Source organism: Streptomyces phyllanthi, from assembly GCF_009377205.1.
Classification (GTDB): domain Bacteria; phylum Actinomycetota; class Actinomycetes; order Streptomycetales; family Streptomycetaceae; genus Streptomyces; species Streptomyces phyllanthi.
Window position 1 is genome coordinate 17,631 of record NZ_VJZE01000063.1, and the last position, 13,626, is coordinate 31,256.

General features: G+C 70.8%; 12 protein-coding genes and 1 pseudogene. 9 read left to right on the plus strand and 4 right to left on the minus strand.

Annotated features, from left to right (window positions below; translation table 11 throughout):
- Nucleotides 1-170: 170 nt before the first annotated feature.
- From FNH04_RS48985 to FNH04_RS12285, 3 genes are all read right to left on the minus strand, one after another.
- Nucleotides 171-701, minus strand: a complete 531-nt coding sequence (locus tag FNH04_RS48985) for a MarR family winged helix-turn-helix transcriptional regulator (protein ID WP_322722955.1) — start codon at nucleotides 699-701, stop codon at nucleotides 171-173.
- A gap of 140 nt (nucleotides 702-841) precedes the next feature.
- A complete protein-coding gene (locus FNH04_RS12280) occupies nucleotides 842-1,690 on the minus strand; it encodes a fumarylacetoacetate hydrolase family protein (RefSeq protein WP_152783375.1) in 849 nt (282 codons plus the stop codon).
- Between the two features lie 30 nt (nucleotides 1,691-1,720).
- A complete protein-coding gene (locus FNH04_RS12285; RefSeq protein WP_152783377.1) occupies nucleotides 1,721-2,311 on the minus strand; it encodes a carboxymuconolactone decarboxylase family protein in 591 nt (196 codons plus the stop codon).
- Nucleotides 2,312-2,525: 214 nt separating this feature from the next.
- On the opposite strand from FNH04_RS12285, the gene FNH04_RS12290 reads away from it, so the two are divergent.
- From FNH04_RS12290 to FNH04_RS12320, 7 genes are all read left to right on the plus strand, one after another.
- Nucleotides 2,526-3,449 carry a VOC family protein gene (locus tag FNH04_RS12290; RefSeq protein WP_152783379.1) on the plus strand — a complete coding sequence of 308 codons (924 nt, stop codon included), beginning with the start codon at nucleotides 2,526-2,528 and terminating at the stop codon, nucleotides 3,447-3,449.
- Complete coding sequence (paaZ, locus tag FNH04_RS12295) at nucleotides 3,446-5,005, plus strand: phenylacetic acid degradation bifunctional protein PaaZ (protein WP_152783381.1); 1,560 nt, start codon at nucleotides 3,446-3,448, stop codon at nucleotides 5,003-5,005. The genes FNH04_RS12290 and paaZ overlap by 4 nt, the downstream gene beginning before the upstream one ends.
- A gap of 30 nt (nucleotides 5,006-5,035) precedes the next feature.
- Nucleotides 5,036-5,962: a fumarylacetoacetate hydrolase family protein gene (locus tag FNH04_RS12300; protein ID WP_152783383.1), complete on the plus strand. Its 927-nt coding sequence runs from the start codon at nucleotides 5,036-5,038 to the stop codon at nucleotides 5,960-5,962.
- A gap of 37 nt (nucleotides 5,963-5,999) precedes the next feature.
- Entirely contained in the window at nucleotides 6,000-7,226 is a 1,227-nt protein-coding gene (locus tag FNH04_RS12305) for a multidrug effflux MFS transporter (RefSeq protein ID WP_322722956.1), read from the plus strand.
- Nucleotides 7,227-7,295: 69 nt separating this feature from the next.
- Nucleotides 7,296-9,689: a family 43 glycosylhydrolase gene (locus FNH04_RS12310; RefSeq protein WP_322722957.1), complete on the plus strand. Its 2,394-nt coding sequence runs from the start codon at nucleotides 7,296-7,298 to the stop codon at nucleotides 9,687-9,689.
- 41 nt (nucleotides 9,690-9,730) lie between these two features.
- A complete protein-coding gene (locus tag FNH04_RS12315) occupies nucleotides 9,731-10,504 on the plus strand; it encodes an aminoglycoside phosphotransferase family protein (protein WP_152783385.1) in 774 nt (257 codons plus the stop codon).
- A complete protein-coding gene (locus FNH04_RS12320; RefSeq protein WP_152783387.1) occupies nucleotides 10,497-11,744 on the plus strand; it encodes a DUF4132 domain-containing protein in 1,248 nt (415 codons plus the stop codon). The genes FNH04_RS12315 and FNH04_RS12320 overlap by 8 nt, the downstream gene beginning before the upstream one ends.
- 9 nt (nucleotides 11,745-11,753) lie before the next feature.
- On the opposite strand, the gene FNH04_RS12325 is transcribed toward FNH04_RS12320, so the two are convergent.
- Nucleotides 11,754-12,686 (minus strand): LysR family transcriptional regulator, encoded by a 933-nt coding sequence (locus FNH04_RS12325; RefSeq protein ID WP_194236645.1) that lies wholly within the window; start codon nucleotides 12,684-12,686, stop codon nucleotides 11,754-11,756.
- A 307-nt stretch (nucleotides 12,687-12,993) separates the two neighbouring features.
- Between FNH04_RS12325 and FNH04_RS12330 the strand changes: the two genes are divergently transcribed.
- On the plus strand, nucleotides 12,994-13,317 hold the full coding sequence (locus FNH04_RS12330; protein ID WP_152783391.1) for a 2Fe-2S iron-sulfur cluster-binding protein: 324 nt from the start codon (nucleotides 12,994-12,996) through the stop codon (nucleotides 13,315-13,317).
- A gap of 119 nt (nucleotides 13,318-13,436) precedes the next feature.
- A pseudogene (locus tag FNH04_RS12335) lies at nucleotides 13,437-13,626 on the plus strand (cupin domain-containing protein); the annotation flags it as partial.

Here is a 13,626-nt window from a genome sequence, read left to right on the forward strand (position 1 = left end):
TAATCGTCAAGGGTCTTACGAGTTCCGAACGGGAGGATCGGAGAGTGACCGGCTCAGCGTGTCAAGGCACCCCAAGACGCCCCGAAGCGCCCGGGGACAGCCATGCGCGGATGAATGCGAAATGTCCTGGCACATCCGGGCGAGAGACGGCCGGCCTCGCAGCGCTCGCTCTAGGCGGGGTACTCCTGGTTCACCATCTTCCCCAGCAGAGACACCAGCTGGGAGATGTCCTTGTCCTCCAGCACCGCCATCCAGGCGTGCTCCCGCTCGGTCTGACCCTCGATGGCCTTGTACAGCATCTTCAGACCGGAAGGGGTGAGCGAGACACGGACGAGCCGCCGGTCACCGGTCTCCCGCCGCCGCTCGACCAGACCGCGTTCCTCAAGGGTGTTGATGGCGCTGGAGACACTGGCGCGGGACGTACCGGAGATCCTGGCGATCTCCCGCTGCTCCAGGTCGCCGAAGACCCACAGGGTGTTCATGATCCGGAATCCGGCCCAGGTCATCCCGAGCGGCCGGTGCACGGAGGCCTCGAAGTCCTGCACGAGGCGCGCGACGAGCCGGGTGAGGTGGGTGACGAGTTCGACGCCGTCCAGCTGGCGGTCCGTGTGGCCCATCTCCTGGTGGCGGGTCCGCACCTTCTCGGCGAACTCGCGGGAGCGCGGGTGGTCGGCGGCGTCACCCACAGGGGCGTCCGACACGTGTGGGCTCCCTTCCTTCGTACGGTGCCCCGGCGGCGGCCGGGACCGGGGGGACGACCCCGGCCACCGGGCTCCTGTCCACTGGGAAGGGGCTCCTCACCCCTGTCCACCGGGTGGCATCGTAACAGCGCACGACACGCTCACCGGCTGATCGGATTACGCATCGTACCGACCCCCTGGACCTCGGTCGTCAGCGTCATTCCGGGCTCCAGGTACAGACGGGGAACACGCCTGACACCGCAGCCGGCGGGGGTGCCCGTGAACACGAGGTCGCCGGGCTCCAGGGTCACGTACGTGGAGAGCCAGGAGACCAGCTCGGGCACGCTGAAGATCAGGTCGGACGTACGGCCGCGCTGCACCTCCAGATCGTCGACCCAGCCCGCCACCTCGATGTCGTCCGGGTCGTCGTACTCGTCGACCGTCGCCATCAGTGGGCCGCAGGGGCTGAAGGTGTCGTAGGACTTGGCGAAGGTGAACTGGTTCAGCGGCTTGCGCCACTGCTCGCGGCGGTCGGTGACGTCCTGGCCCCCGGTCACACCCGCGATGCCCTCCCACACCGCCTCGGGGGCCACCGCGCGCATGGTCCGGCCGATCACCACCACGACCTCGGCCTCGAAGTCGCACTTGTCGATGCCCTCGGGGACGATCACCGGCTGGTACGGCCCCGCGAGGGAACTGGTGAACTTGCCGAAGGCGGTGGGCGCCTCGGGGATCGGGATGCCCGACTCCTCCGCGTGGCCCCGGTAGTTGAGGGCCACGGCCAGGATCTTGGGCGCCCTCGGGGAGACGGGGCCGAGCCGGCTCTCGTCGTACGCGACCAGGTCGGCATCGCTCGCGGACCGTTCGAGCCGGCGCAGCTCGTCGTGGTTCGCCAGGTCGTACAGCACCGCGGGGTCGGGGCCGAGCGCCCCGCTGCTGGCCTTCTCCACGTCGAGGGCGCGGTCGCCGACGATGACGGTGGCCCGCCCGGCGAGGTTGGCAAGCTTCATGGAAGTCCCTCCTGGGACGGACGGAGATGGTCAGAGGGCCGCGGGCGCGGGCAGCGGCAGCTCCTCGCGCAGGGCGGCGATGTCCGGTTCGGGCTGGATGCGGAAGGCGTTGATCGCCATCGCCACGGTCTGGTACTGGCCGACCGTGTAGACGAGGTCGATGAGCTGCTCGGTACCGAGCCGGTCCCGCAGCTCCTTCCACTCGGGGTCACCCAGGTCCGCTTCCCGGAACAGCTGGTCGGTCGCGGCGAGCAGGGCCTGCTCGGTGGCGTCGAAGCCGGGGGGCCGGGGCCGGCCGAGAGCCCGGATCTCGTCGTCGGAGACCCCGGCCCGGCGGGCGATCCGGACGTGCTGCAGCCACTCGTACTCGGCCTGCGCGCGCCAGGCGACCCGCAGGATCACCAGCTCGCGCCACCGGACGGACAGGGTGTTCCTGCCCAGCACGTGGTTGCCGAAGACCAGGAAGCGGCGCAGCGCGTCCGGGTGCGCGGCCAGGGTGGTCCAGATCGCGTAGATGTCGCCGTCGGCGTGGGGGTTGCGGTACGGCTCCAGGGCCGTCAGCGCCTTCTCCGGTATGTCCTTCTCCTCGACCGGAGCCAGGCGCGGCTCAGATACAGGCATGGGATCGCCCTTCGTGACGGCGGTCGCCCTTCATGACGGCCTTACGTCGTCGGATGACCCGACCGTAGATAGATAGAACCTTGACAGTCAAGAGTCACGCGAACCTTCTCGAGGAGTTCGTAAGAGCCTTGATAATTAGAGTCCATACAAGTAGCTTCGGGCAGCGGGCCGCCGCCGTGCGCCCCGCAGGAAGGGCACGAGCAGGGAGGTTTCGATGAGTATTCGCAGCCTGGGCTATCTCGGGATCGGCACACCTGACCCGGACGGCTGGGTCGCGTACGCCAACGACGTGATCGGAACCATGCCCGCCGGGCCGCCAGGCTCCCCGGAGGAGCGGCTGCTGCGGCTGGACGAGCACCCCTACCGGTTCAGCGTCGAGGCCGCCGAGGCCGGCGGCGTCACGCACATCGGCTGGGAGGTCGGCGACCGGGCGGGCCTGGAGCGGACCGCGGAGCGGCTTCGCGCCCACGGGGTGGAGGTCCACGAGGCGACCGCCGAGGAGTGCGCCCACCGGCAGGTGGACCGCATGGTGTGGTTCGACGGGCCGTGCGCGGTGCGCACCGAGCTGTTCACCGGCCGGCGGCTGTCCGCCACGCCCTTCGTCTCCCCGCTGGGCGTCACGTTCGTGACGCAGGACCAGGGGATGGGGCATGTCGTGCTGATGTCGCCCCGGGCGATGGAGGCGGTCGACTTCTACCGCGACGTCCTGGAATTCCGGCTCAGCGACGTGACCCATCTGCCCCTGGGCGGGACCTTCTACTTCATGGGCTGCAACCCGCGGCACCACAGCATCGCCTTCGTCGAGTCCCGCAGGCGCGAGGGCACGCACCACATTCTGTGCGAGGTGTCGGACATGGACGCCGTGGGCCGCGCCCACGACCGGGCCCGCGCCCACAAGGTCCCGCTCATGGCGACGCTGGGCCGGCACTCCAACGACCTGATGTTCTCCTTCTACATGCGCTCCCCCGCCGGTTTCGGCATCGAGATGGGAGCCGAGGGCCGCCGGGTCGACGACGAGACCTGGGTCAGCCGCGTCTACACCGCGGACATCTGGGGCCACCACGCCGTCGCGGACGGCGACGACGGTTACGCCGGGACGGTCGGGACGACCGCGACCGAGAGGACGACCACGCGATGACTCCGCTGCGCAGCTACATTCAGGACCGGTGGCACACCCCGGCGGACGCGGGCGCCCCCGTTCACGACGCGGTCACCGGCGAGGAGATCGCCAGGGCCTCCTCCTCGGGCATCGACATGGCCGCCGCCCTGCACCACGCGCGCTCCGTCGGCGGACCGGAACTGCGCGCCCTTTCCTTCCACCGGCGTGCCCAACTGCTCGCGGACCTCGGGTCGTGTCTGCGCGGACACCGCGAGGAGCTGTACGCGATCTCGGCCCGCACCGGGGCGACGCCGTACGACTCCAAGTACGACATCGACGGCGGCATCCGCGTGCTGCTGTCCTACGCCGACCTGGGCCGCCGTGAACTCCCGGGCGGCGACGAGGGGGTGGTGTACGTCGAGGGCGAGCGGGAGAACCTGAGCCGCGACGGCAGCTTCCTCGGCGGTCACATCTGCACACCGATCCAGGGCGCGGCCCTGCAGATCAACGCGTACAACTTCCCCGTGTGGGCGCCGCTGGAGAAGCTCGCCCCGGCGCTGCTGGCCGGCGTCCCCAGCCTGGTCAAGCCCGCGACGCAGACCTGTCATCTCACCAGCCGGCTGATCGAGCTCATCGTCGACTCCGGTCTGCTGCCGCCCGGCAGCCTGCAGTTCGTCTGCGGAAGCGCCGGCGATCTGCTCGACCATGTCACCGAGCAGGACCTGGTGTCCTTCACCGGCTCGGCGGCCACCGCCGAACGGCTGCGCACCCACCCGGCGGTCGTACGGCAGGCGGTGCGCTTCAACGCCGAGGCGGACTCGGTCAACTGCTCGGTCCTCGGCCCGGACGCCACCCCCGGAACACCCGAATTCGACCTCTACGTCGACCAGTTGGTCACCGAGATGACCGTCAAGGCCGGCCAGAAGTGCACCGCCATCCGCCGTGCCCTCGTACCCGCCGACCTGATGGACGCGGTCAGCGAGGCCGCCGCCGCACGGCTCGCCGCTGTGGTCGTGGGCAACCCGGCGGACCCTGCCGTACGGATGGGTGCCCTGGCCGGCGTCGGGCAGCGCGAGGAGGTGCGCCGCTGCGTGAAGACGCTCCTCGACTCTGCACGCCTCGTGTCGGGCGACCCGGACCGGGTGGACGCGCGCGGCGCCGACCCCGAGCGCGGCGCGTTCCTCACTCCGCTGCTGCTGCGCTGCGACGACCCGGGCGCCACCGCACCGCATGAGGTCGAGGCGTTCGGCCCGGTCAGCACGCTCATCCCGTACACCTCGCCGGAACACGCCGTCTTCCTGGCCGCACAGGGCCGGGGAAGCCTCGCCGGATCCGTGGTCACCGGGGACCCGGCCTTCGCCCGCGAGGTGGTGCTCGGGCTCGCCCCCTGGCACGGCAGGGTCCTCGTCCTCGACACCGAGTCCGCCAAGGCGTCCACCGGCCACGGTTCCCCTCTGCCCGCGCTGGTGCACGGCGGCCCCGGGCGTGCCGGCGGCGGCGAGGAGATGGGCGGTATCCGCGGAGTGCTCCACCACATGCAGCGCACGGCCGTCCAGGGCGGTCCGGGCATGCTCGCGGCGCTCACCGGCAAGTAACCCCGTTCCGGATTCACGGAGATCATCACCATGACCTTTTCCCTGGCCACCCTGCGCGTCGACGGGCATCCCACGCCCGTGCTCTCCCTCGACGGCCGTCACTGGGCCCTGGCCGACGTCGCCCCCGACGCCCTGCGGCCGGAGCCCGCGCGCGGCCTGATGAACGTCTTCGACCACTGGGAGCGCACCGAACCGATCCTGGTCGCCGCCGCCGAGCGCCTCGCCGACGGCACGGACCCCACCCCGCCGCTGCCGTCGCCCGCCGTCCTGGAGGACGTCCTCACCCCGCTCCAGTACCCGCGCAAGGTCGTGATGACGGGGGCGAACTACTACGACCACATGGAGAAGGACGGCGGCCACACCGACTGGGAGAAGGACAAGAAGATCCCGCTGTTCTTCTTCAAGCCGCCCACGACGTCGCTGGTCGGGCCCGGACGGACGGTGCGCTATCCGGAGCAGACGGAGAAGTTCGACTACGAACTCGAACTCGCCGTGGTCATCGGCAAGCGGGGCCGCAAGCTCACTTCGGACAACGCGATGGAGCACGTCGCCGGTTACACCATCGCCCTGGACCTGTCCGCGCGCGACTGGCAGCGCCACCCCATGCACCTGGTGAAGTTCGACCTGTTCGGAGGCAAGGCCTTCGACGACAGCTGCCCCCTCGGGCCGGCGATCGTCCCCGCCCGGTACGTCGACCACGACGACCTCAGGCTGCGGTTCTGGCTCAACGGCGAGCTCAAGCAGGACGCCAACACCCGGGACATGATCTGGTCCATCGCGGAACAGCTCGTCAGGATCACCGAGCACGTGACCCTGGAGCCGGGCGACGTGGTCTCCACCGGCACTCCCGCCGGTGTGGGCCTCGGCACGGGCCAGTGGATGAAGCCCGGGGATCTGCTGGAGGGTGAGATCACCGGCCTCGGCCGGCTCACGGTCGAGATCGTCAAGGAGCACTGAGCCCATGTCCGTGCGCCGCCGCCGCGACGATCGGACCGTGAGCTCCGCCTCCGGTGGCGGGCCGGACGTACCGACGCCCATGATGCTGGCCCTCGCCCTGGCCTACGCGGTGGCCCCGCTGGCCACGGACATGTATCTGTCGGCCCTCCCCCGGATGATGAACGACCTGGGCACGGAGGCCACCGGCGTCCAGCTGACCCTGACGACGTTCATGGTCGGACTGGCCACCGGTCAGCTGGTGATCGGGCCGCTGTCCGATCGCTGGGGGCGGCGCCGCCCCATGCTGGCGGGCACGGCGGTGAGCGCGCTCGCGGGGGTGCTGTGTGCCCTGGCGCCCTCCGTCGAGGCGCTCGTCGCGGCCCGTTTCGTCCAGGGGTTCAGCGGTGCCGCCGGGATCGTCATCGCCCGCGCGGTGATCAGCGACCGGGCGGGCGGGAGCGGCGCGGCGCGGTCGTTCGGCGTCCTCATGATCACCGGCGGGGTCGCTCCCGTCGTCGCCCCGCTGGTCGGCGGTGCCCTGGTCGACCCCGCCGGCTGGCGCGGGATATTCGTGGTGCTGGCCGGTATCGCCGTCCTGATGTTCTCGGGCGTCCTGCTGCTGGTGCCCGAGACCCTCCCCGCGCGGCTGCGGCGCGGGGGCGGGCTCGTGACCACGTTCCGCAGCATGGGCGGGCTGCTGTCCGATCGCGGCTACGTCGGGTACACCCTGGCGTACGGTTTCGGTTTCGGCGTGCTGTTCTCGTACATCGCCGCGTCGCCGTTCGTCCTCCAGAACGTCTACGGCCTGTCCACCGGCACGTACGCGGTGGTGTTCGCGGCCAACGCCCTCGGATTCACCTCCACCAGTGCCGTCAACCGCAGGATCGTCGGGCGCTTCGGTCCGCGGCGCCTGCTGCGCACCGGGCTCACGGTGATGGTGACCAGCTGCGCTCTGCTCTGCGGACTGGCGACGACGGGGAGGCTCCCACTGCCCGCCGCCGCGGCCCTGGTGTTCGTGGCCGCGTCCTCGCTCGGTCTGGTGGCCGCCAACGCCACGGCACTCGCCACCGTCCGCGCCCCGCACGCGGCGGGCAGTGCCTCGGCACTCCTCGGGGCGCTCCAGTACGGGCTGGGCGCCGTCGTCTCGCCGCTCGTGGGGCTGGGCGGCGAGAGCACGGCCGTCCCCATGACCGTGGCCATGCTCACCTCGGCCTGTGTGGCGTTCTGCGGAGGTGTCCTGCTGACACGGGGCTCCCTGAACCCTGGAGCGATTGACGCGAGTTGACACAGGTAGCAACATTCTCGCTACGTTTCCCACAACTGGCGTCACAACCGAACAGCCCAGGAGGTCGCCATGCACGCCGACCACGCAGAGCACACCGACGCGTGGGCCGTGACGGAGGCCGCCGAACTGCTCACGCTCCACGGCATCGACGATGTCCGCGGCCATCTCACCCTGCCCGGCACCGGCGCGTACGGCACCACCGTGCGCTGGACCTCCGGCGAGCCGCACATCATCGACGCGACCGGTGCCGTGCACCGTCCCCGGCCCGGCGAGGGTGCCGCGTTCGTCCAGCTCACCGCCACGGTCACCCGTGGGTCGGCCGAGGCCGTCCGGTACTTCGACGCCACCGTCCCCGAAGTGCCCGAGGAGCAGGAGTACGCCGGGTACCTCTTCGCGTACTTCACCGGCGAGGGCACCCCGGACGGCGAGCAGATCCGCTTCGCGCTGAGCCGGGGCGACGACCCGCTGCGCTGGCGCGAGCTCAACGGCGGTGCGCCGGTGCTCACTTCGGGACTCGGCACCAAAGGGCTGCGTGACCCGTTCGTCGTCCGTTCCCCGGAAGGCGACAGGTTCCATCTGATCGCCACCGATCTCAGGATGTACGGCGAGCAGGACGGCGACTGGGACCAGGTCCAGCGCACCGGCAGCACGTCGATCGCGGTCTGGGAGAGCACCGACCTCGTGCACTGGACCGACCAGCGGCTGGTACGGCTCGCCCCCGGCACCGCCGGCAACGTCTGGGCGCCCGAGGCGTGCTACGACCGGGAGCTCGGTGCGTACGTCGTCTTCTGGGCGTCCAGGATCTACGCCGAGGACGACGCGGACCACACCGGCGACACGCACAACACCATGCTGTACGCGACCACGCGCGACTTCCGCACCTTCAGCGAGCCCGAGGTGTGGAACGACCCCGGCCACTCGGTCATCGACTCGACCGTCGTCCGGCACGGCGGCACGTACTACCGCTTCACGAAGGACGAGCGGGACAACGGCTCCGCCGCGCCGTACGGCAAGTTCATCACCGCGGAGAAGTCGGCCGACCTGCGCGCCACCTCGTACGACCTCGTGGCCGAGGGCATCGGTCAGGGCGCCGTGGAGCAGGGCGAGGGGCCCATCGTCTTCCCGTCGAACACCGAGGAGAAGTGGTACCTCTTCATCGACGAGTTCAGCGGGCGGGGCTATCTGCCCTTCGAGACCACCGATCTCGACTCCGGGACGTGGACTCCGTGCAAGGACTTCGCGCTGCCGGCCGGCGCCCGGCACGGCGCGGTGCTTCCGTTGACGCGGGACGAGTACGCGCGGCTGCTCGGCGCGTACACGCCCAGGGCGTCCATCGCCGACGCCGCCGTCCCCCAGGGCCTCAAGGCGTACGCGGTGGTCGACGACAGCGCCTCGAAGGTCGTCCTGCCGCTGCGGCCGGGCACCGGACTCGCCGCTCTCGCCCCGGAGTTCGAGCTGGCGGCGGGAGCCCGGATCAGCCCGGACTCCGGCACCCCGCGCGACTTCGGCACGCCGCGGACGTACACCGTCACGGCCGCCGACGGGACGCGGCGCACCTGGACCGTGGAGGCGCTGCACATGCGCAGCCCGCTGCCGCCGGGCTTGCACGCGGATCCGAACATCCAGGAGTTCGGGGGCCGTTACTACCTCTATCCGACGACGGACGGCGTCGAACACTGGGGCAGCACCGCGTTCAGGGCGTACTCGTCCGACGACCTGGTCACCTGGCAGGACCACGGGATCGTCCTCGACCTCACGTCCGACGTCGGCTGGGCGGACCGCTACGCCTGGGCCCCGGCCGCTGGGGAGCGCGACGGGACCTACTACTTCTACTTCTGCGCGAACCAGCAGATCGGCGTGGCTGCCGCGGACAGCCCGACCGGTCCCTTCCGGGACGCGCTGGGCCGGCCGCTCATCGCCCGCGACGACTTCGACGGCCAGATGATCGATCCGGCCGTGTTCCGGGACGACGACGGCACGGCCTATCTGTACTGGGGCAACGGCGAGGCGTACGGGGTGCCCCTGAACGAGGACATGGTCTCGTTCGACCCGTCGCGCGTACGGCGGTTCACCCCGGACGGCTTCCGCGAGGGCGCCTTCGTCATCAAGCGCGGGGGCCTCTACTACTTCATGTGGTCGGAGGACGACACCCGCAGCGAGGACTATCGCGTGGCCTACGCGACCGGCCCCTCCCCGCTCGGTCCGTGGACCGAGAAGGGGGTCATCCTGCGGAAGCGACCGGAGTACGGGATCCTCGGCACCGGTCACCACACGGTGGTCAACGTCCCGGGCACCGACGACTGGTACATCGTCTACCACCGCTTCGCCATTCCCGGCCCCGATACGCCCCGCGGCGACGGCATGCACCGCGAATCGACCCTGGACCGGCTGACGTTCGCGGCGGACGGCTCGATCGAGCAGGTGGTTCCGACGCTGGAGTCCATCGCACCGGTACGCGCCTGAGCGGCTCGGCTTCCCCCGGGTGGACCGTGCAGGATGAGGTGATGGAGAACGAGGTGCCTCTTGCCGGAGGCCGTATCACCGCCGGTGTGGTCAGGGTCGGCGACACCGTCCGGCGGCCGGTCACGGCGTCGTCCCCGTTCGTCGCGGAGCTGCTCGGTCATCTCCGGCGGCAGGGCTTCACAGGCGCTCCGCGCCACCTCGGGTACGACGACACCGGCCGTGACGTCCTCAGCTATCTGCCCGGCTGGGTGCCCGCACGCTTCCAGCGCTGGACCGACGTCCAGGTCGCGGCTGCCGGGGCTCTGCTGCGCGCCCTGCACGACGCCACCCGCGGCAGCCGGCTCACCGGCCGGCATCCCGTGGTCTGCCACCACGACCCGGGACCGAACAACACCGTCTTCCACGGCGAAACGCCCGTCGCCTTCATCGACTTCGACACCGCTGCCCCAGGGGACCCGATCGAGGACCTCGGCTACATGGCGTGGACCTGGTGCGTGTCCTCGAAGCGCGAGGCGCCTCCCGCCACGGCCCAGGCCGCTCAGGTACGCGTCCTCGCGGACGCCTACGGCCTCGACGCCCTCGGCCGCTCCCGTCTCGTCGACGCCATGCTCGACCGCCAGTCCCGCAACGCCCGCTGGTGGCACGCCCACCTCACGCACCCGGGTCCCCGTGTCGCGGAGGACCACCGGATCATCGAGCGCGTCCGCTGGTCCGAGCGGGAGTACGCCCATACGGCCGCGCACCGCGCGGTCTTCGCGGCGGCCCTGGCCCGAGGCGTTGTCAGTGCCTCCTGGCAGGATCCTTGCCATGGTTGATCATGTGGAGGACCTGCTGGTGACCGGCAACAGGTGGGCGGAGCGGATCCGGGGCCGGGTGACGAACCTGTCGCCGGACCTGGAGGCACTCGTGCTCCATCTGGCCGCGTGCGGCGCCTTCTGGGACTGGCACTACAAGGTCGACGCCGCGTGGAAGAGGCAGACCAAGGCCCTGCTGAAGGCCGAGGGCGCGCGGGAGCTGGTGTACGAGGCGATTCGGCAGCTGGCGGCCGGCGGCTCGCTCCATGACTGCACCGATCCGGCTGTCGGCTACCAGGAGCTGGTGGACAAGGAGCGGCCCAGCCCCACCCGGGACCTGGCCTACGGGTTCGCGCTGGCGGCCGGGTACCTGGAAAGGGGCGCGGCACCGGGGGACCTCGAAGCGCTGGTCGGTGATCTGGTGACGGTGGCACGGAAGAACGCGTTCGTGCTGGACGGCTACTACAAGCGGGACGACAGCCTGTCCGGGGCCGTCTTCACCTCGCTGGCCGAGCTGCGGGCCATGGATGCGCTGTGGACGCTGCACCGCGAGGTCCAGCCCTCGGCGCACTGCCACAAGCTCCTGTTCAGGATGGTCAAGAAGACCGCCGCCCGCCTCGGCGTCCCGCCTCATCAGCTGGCCGAGCGCACCGTCCCGACCCACGGTCTCGACGCCGACGGCACGCTGAGGCTGGGCTGGAGGGGCCGCGGCGCCGTGTGGATCAACGTGCCCTACGAGGTGGTCATCACCCTGGAGAGCCCCGGGCGGGTCACAGTGGACTGGATCGACGTCGACGAGGGCGGCGCCACCACACGCACCACCGCCCCCTTCCGCTCCCCCACCGGTTTCAAGGCCCGATACCTCCCGCACAACGTCGACGTCACCCGGCACCTCGCCAACGCCCTCGAGACCACGCTGCGCTCCGAGCTCGGGCGTGTCTACGCGCTGTCGCACGAGGAGCGCGTGTGGCCGCACGGCGAATGGGCCCGCTACTACCGGGACCATCCTGTCACCGGCCTGTTCACCCGCCGTCTGATCTGGGAGTACGAGACCCCGCACGGCACCTGGGAGCCGGCCCTGCCCGTTCCCGGCACCGGCTTCGTCACCCTCGGCGGCGACACTCGCACGGTGCCGGACACCACCCGCATACGGCTCTGGAAGCAGAACCGCGCCGATGACGAGCAGATCGGCGCCCTGCGCGCGTTCCTGGCGGACCGCCAGGTGAGCCAGCCCTACGACCAGGTCGGAGCCGCCGCGTAATTAGCTCGCTCAGGTTTCCGGGGACGGCGGATCCTGCGGCGGTGCGGCCAGGTTCTCGCGTGCGTACCGGGCGAAGGCGCGCGCCCGGTGGGTGGGGGTGACGCTCGCGGCGTGTGCGATCACGACCCTGATCTCCTCCAACGGGTCGCTGATCGGCACCGAGGCCAGGGGCAGCCCCTCGAAACTGGTCTCGGTCGGCCAGCGCTGCACCAGCATGGAGTAGCCGAGACCCCGCGCCACCAGACTGCGTACCGCCTCGATGCTGGACGTCCGGTAGCGGATGTTCGGCTTGGCACCCACGCTCTGCATCCAGCGTTCGGCGTTGGCCTGTGCCGGAAAGGACGCGTAGACGATCAGCGGCTCGTCGGCGAGTTCGGCCAGGGAGACGGACTCGCGACCGGCCATGGGGTGGCCGGGGGCGAGGATCACATAGGGATGTGAGGAGCGCACCGTGGTGCACGACAGGCCCGCCTCGGCCCCGGTCTCGTACAGGAACGCCAGGTCACAGGCGCCTTCGAGGAGCGCCTGCCGGATCTCCTCCTGTGAGCCGTCGACGAACTGGAGGTCGACGGCGGGATGGAGCCGGGTGAACCCGTCCACCATCGGCGGGACCAGGAACGGGGAGAGGGTGGCGTAGCAGCCGATCGTCAGCCGACCCGCGAGCTGCCCCTGCTCCGCCCTGGCACCGGCCCTGAGGTCCTCCGCGCGGGCCAGCACGGCCTGCGCGTGGTCGAGGACGCGGGTGCCCGCCTCGGTGAGGAAGACGCCCTTGGCCCGGCGCCGCACCAGCAACTGCACGCCGAGCCTGCGCTCCAGGTCGGCGATCGCGGTGGAGATGCCCGTCTGGGACGCGTGGCACTGCACGGCGGCCGCGCTCATGGAGCCCGTGCTCGCCACGGCCACGAAGTACTCCAGTTGTCGGAGCGAGAAATCAGCGGTCACGGTGTCCCTCTCGCCTCGCCTCGGCCCGCTTCCACGGCCCCGCCGTCCTGCCTGACGCCCGCGCGGTCCCGCCGAACCGGCCGAAGTCCTCGCACCGCCGCCGAACCACCGAAGTCCTGAACCACCGAGGTCCTGAACCACTGACGTCCTGAACCACTGAAGTCCTGAGGAACTGCATCGGGAAAACCGGGCTTCCCCAGGCTTAACACGGTCGTCCCCGTCGGTCACAGTCGGCACCGGGACGAAGCTCCTGGCCGGCGTCACGAGCGGCCATGACGAGCAGACGTAACGAAGGGAAGACCCGCGCATGCCCAAAGTCACCTACGTCCACCCCGACGGCACGGAGACCGTCCTCGACCTGACGCCCGGCACCACCGTGATGCGCGGCGCCGTCGCGGGCGGCGTCCGCGGCATCGTCGCCGAGTGCGGCGGCAACCGCATGTGCGCGACCTGCCACGTCTACCTCGACGAGAACACCCCCGGCGCCTTCCCGCCCGTCACCGACGACGAGGACGAGCTCCTGGACTGCACGGCGGCACCCCGGGAGGCGAACAGCAGGCTGAGCTGCCAGCTGGTGCTGAACGAGGAGACGGCGGACACCGTCGTGCGCATCCCGGACTCCCAGACGTGACGGTGGCCGACGGCCGACCCCCTTCCTCCCCCGGAACAACTGCCAGGACACCCTCCACAGCACCTTCCGCCACACCACTCGACAACCCTCGCGACCCCGTCCACGCAAGGAGACCCGACATGCGCAGAGTCGTCACCGGCCACGACGAGCACGGGAAGTCGGTCGTCGTCAGCGACGGCCCCGTCCCCCGCAGCCACGAGTTCGCCTCGCTCCCCGGCTGGGTCTCCGCACTCCCCTGGGCCACCGAACCGGGCGCACCGGTGAGCCGTACCGGTGAGGACCCGACCCCCAAGGTCGACGACTTCGTCC

What these genes read in the sequence shown, in the direction of transcription:
- FNH04_RS12310 (WP_322722957.1), top strand. Translation starts at nt 7,296, where the DNA reads ATGCACGCCGACCACGCAGAGCACACCGACGCGTGGGCCGTGACGGAG.
- FNH04_RS12330 (WP_152783391.1), top strand. Translation starts at nt 12,994, where the DNA reads ATGCCCAAAGTCACCTACGTCCACCCCGACGGCACGGAGACCGTCCTC.
- FNH04_RS12290 (WP_152783379.1), top strand. Translation starts at nt 2,526, where the DNA reads ATGAGTATTCGCAGCCTGGGCTATCTCGGGATCGGCACACCTGACCCG.
- FNH04_RS12280 (WP_152783375.1), bottom strand. Translation starts at nt 1,690, where the DNA reads ATGAAGCTTGCCAACCTCGCCGGGCGGGCCACCGTCATCGTCGGCGAC.
- FNH04_RS12285 (WP_152783377.1), bottom strand. Translation starts at nt 2,311, where the DNA reads ATGCCTGTATCTGAGCCGCGCCTGGCTCCGGTCGAGGAGAAGGACATA.
- FNH04_RS12320 (WP_152783387.1), top strand. Translation starts at nt 10,497, where the DNA reads ATGGTTGATCATGTGGAGGACCTGCTGGTGACCGGCAACAGGTGGGCG.
- paaZ (WP_152783381.1), top strand. Translation starts at nt 3,446, where the DNA reads ATGACTCCGCTGCGCAGCTACATTCAGGACCGGTGGCACACCCCGGCG.
- FNH04_RS12315 (WP_152783385.1), top strand. Translation starts at nt 9,731, where the DNA reads ATGGAGAACGAGGTGCCTCTTGCCGGAGGCCGTATCACCGCCGGTGTG.
- FNH04_RS12300 (WP_152783383.1), top strand. Translation starts at nt 5,036, where the DNA reads ATGACCTTTTCCCTGGCCACCCTGCGCGTCGACGGGCATCCCACGCCC.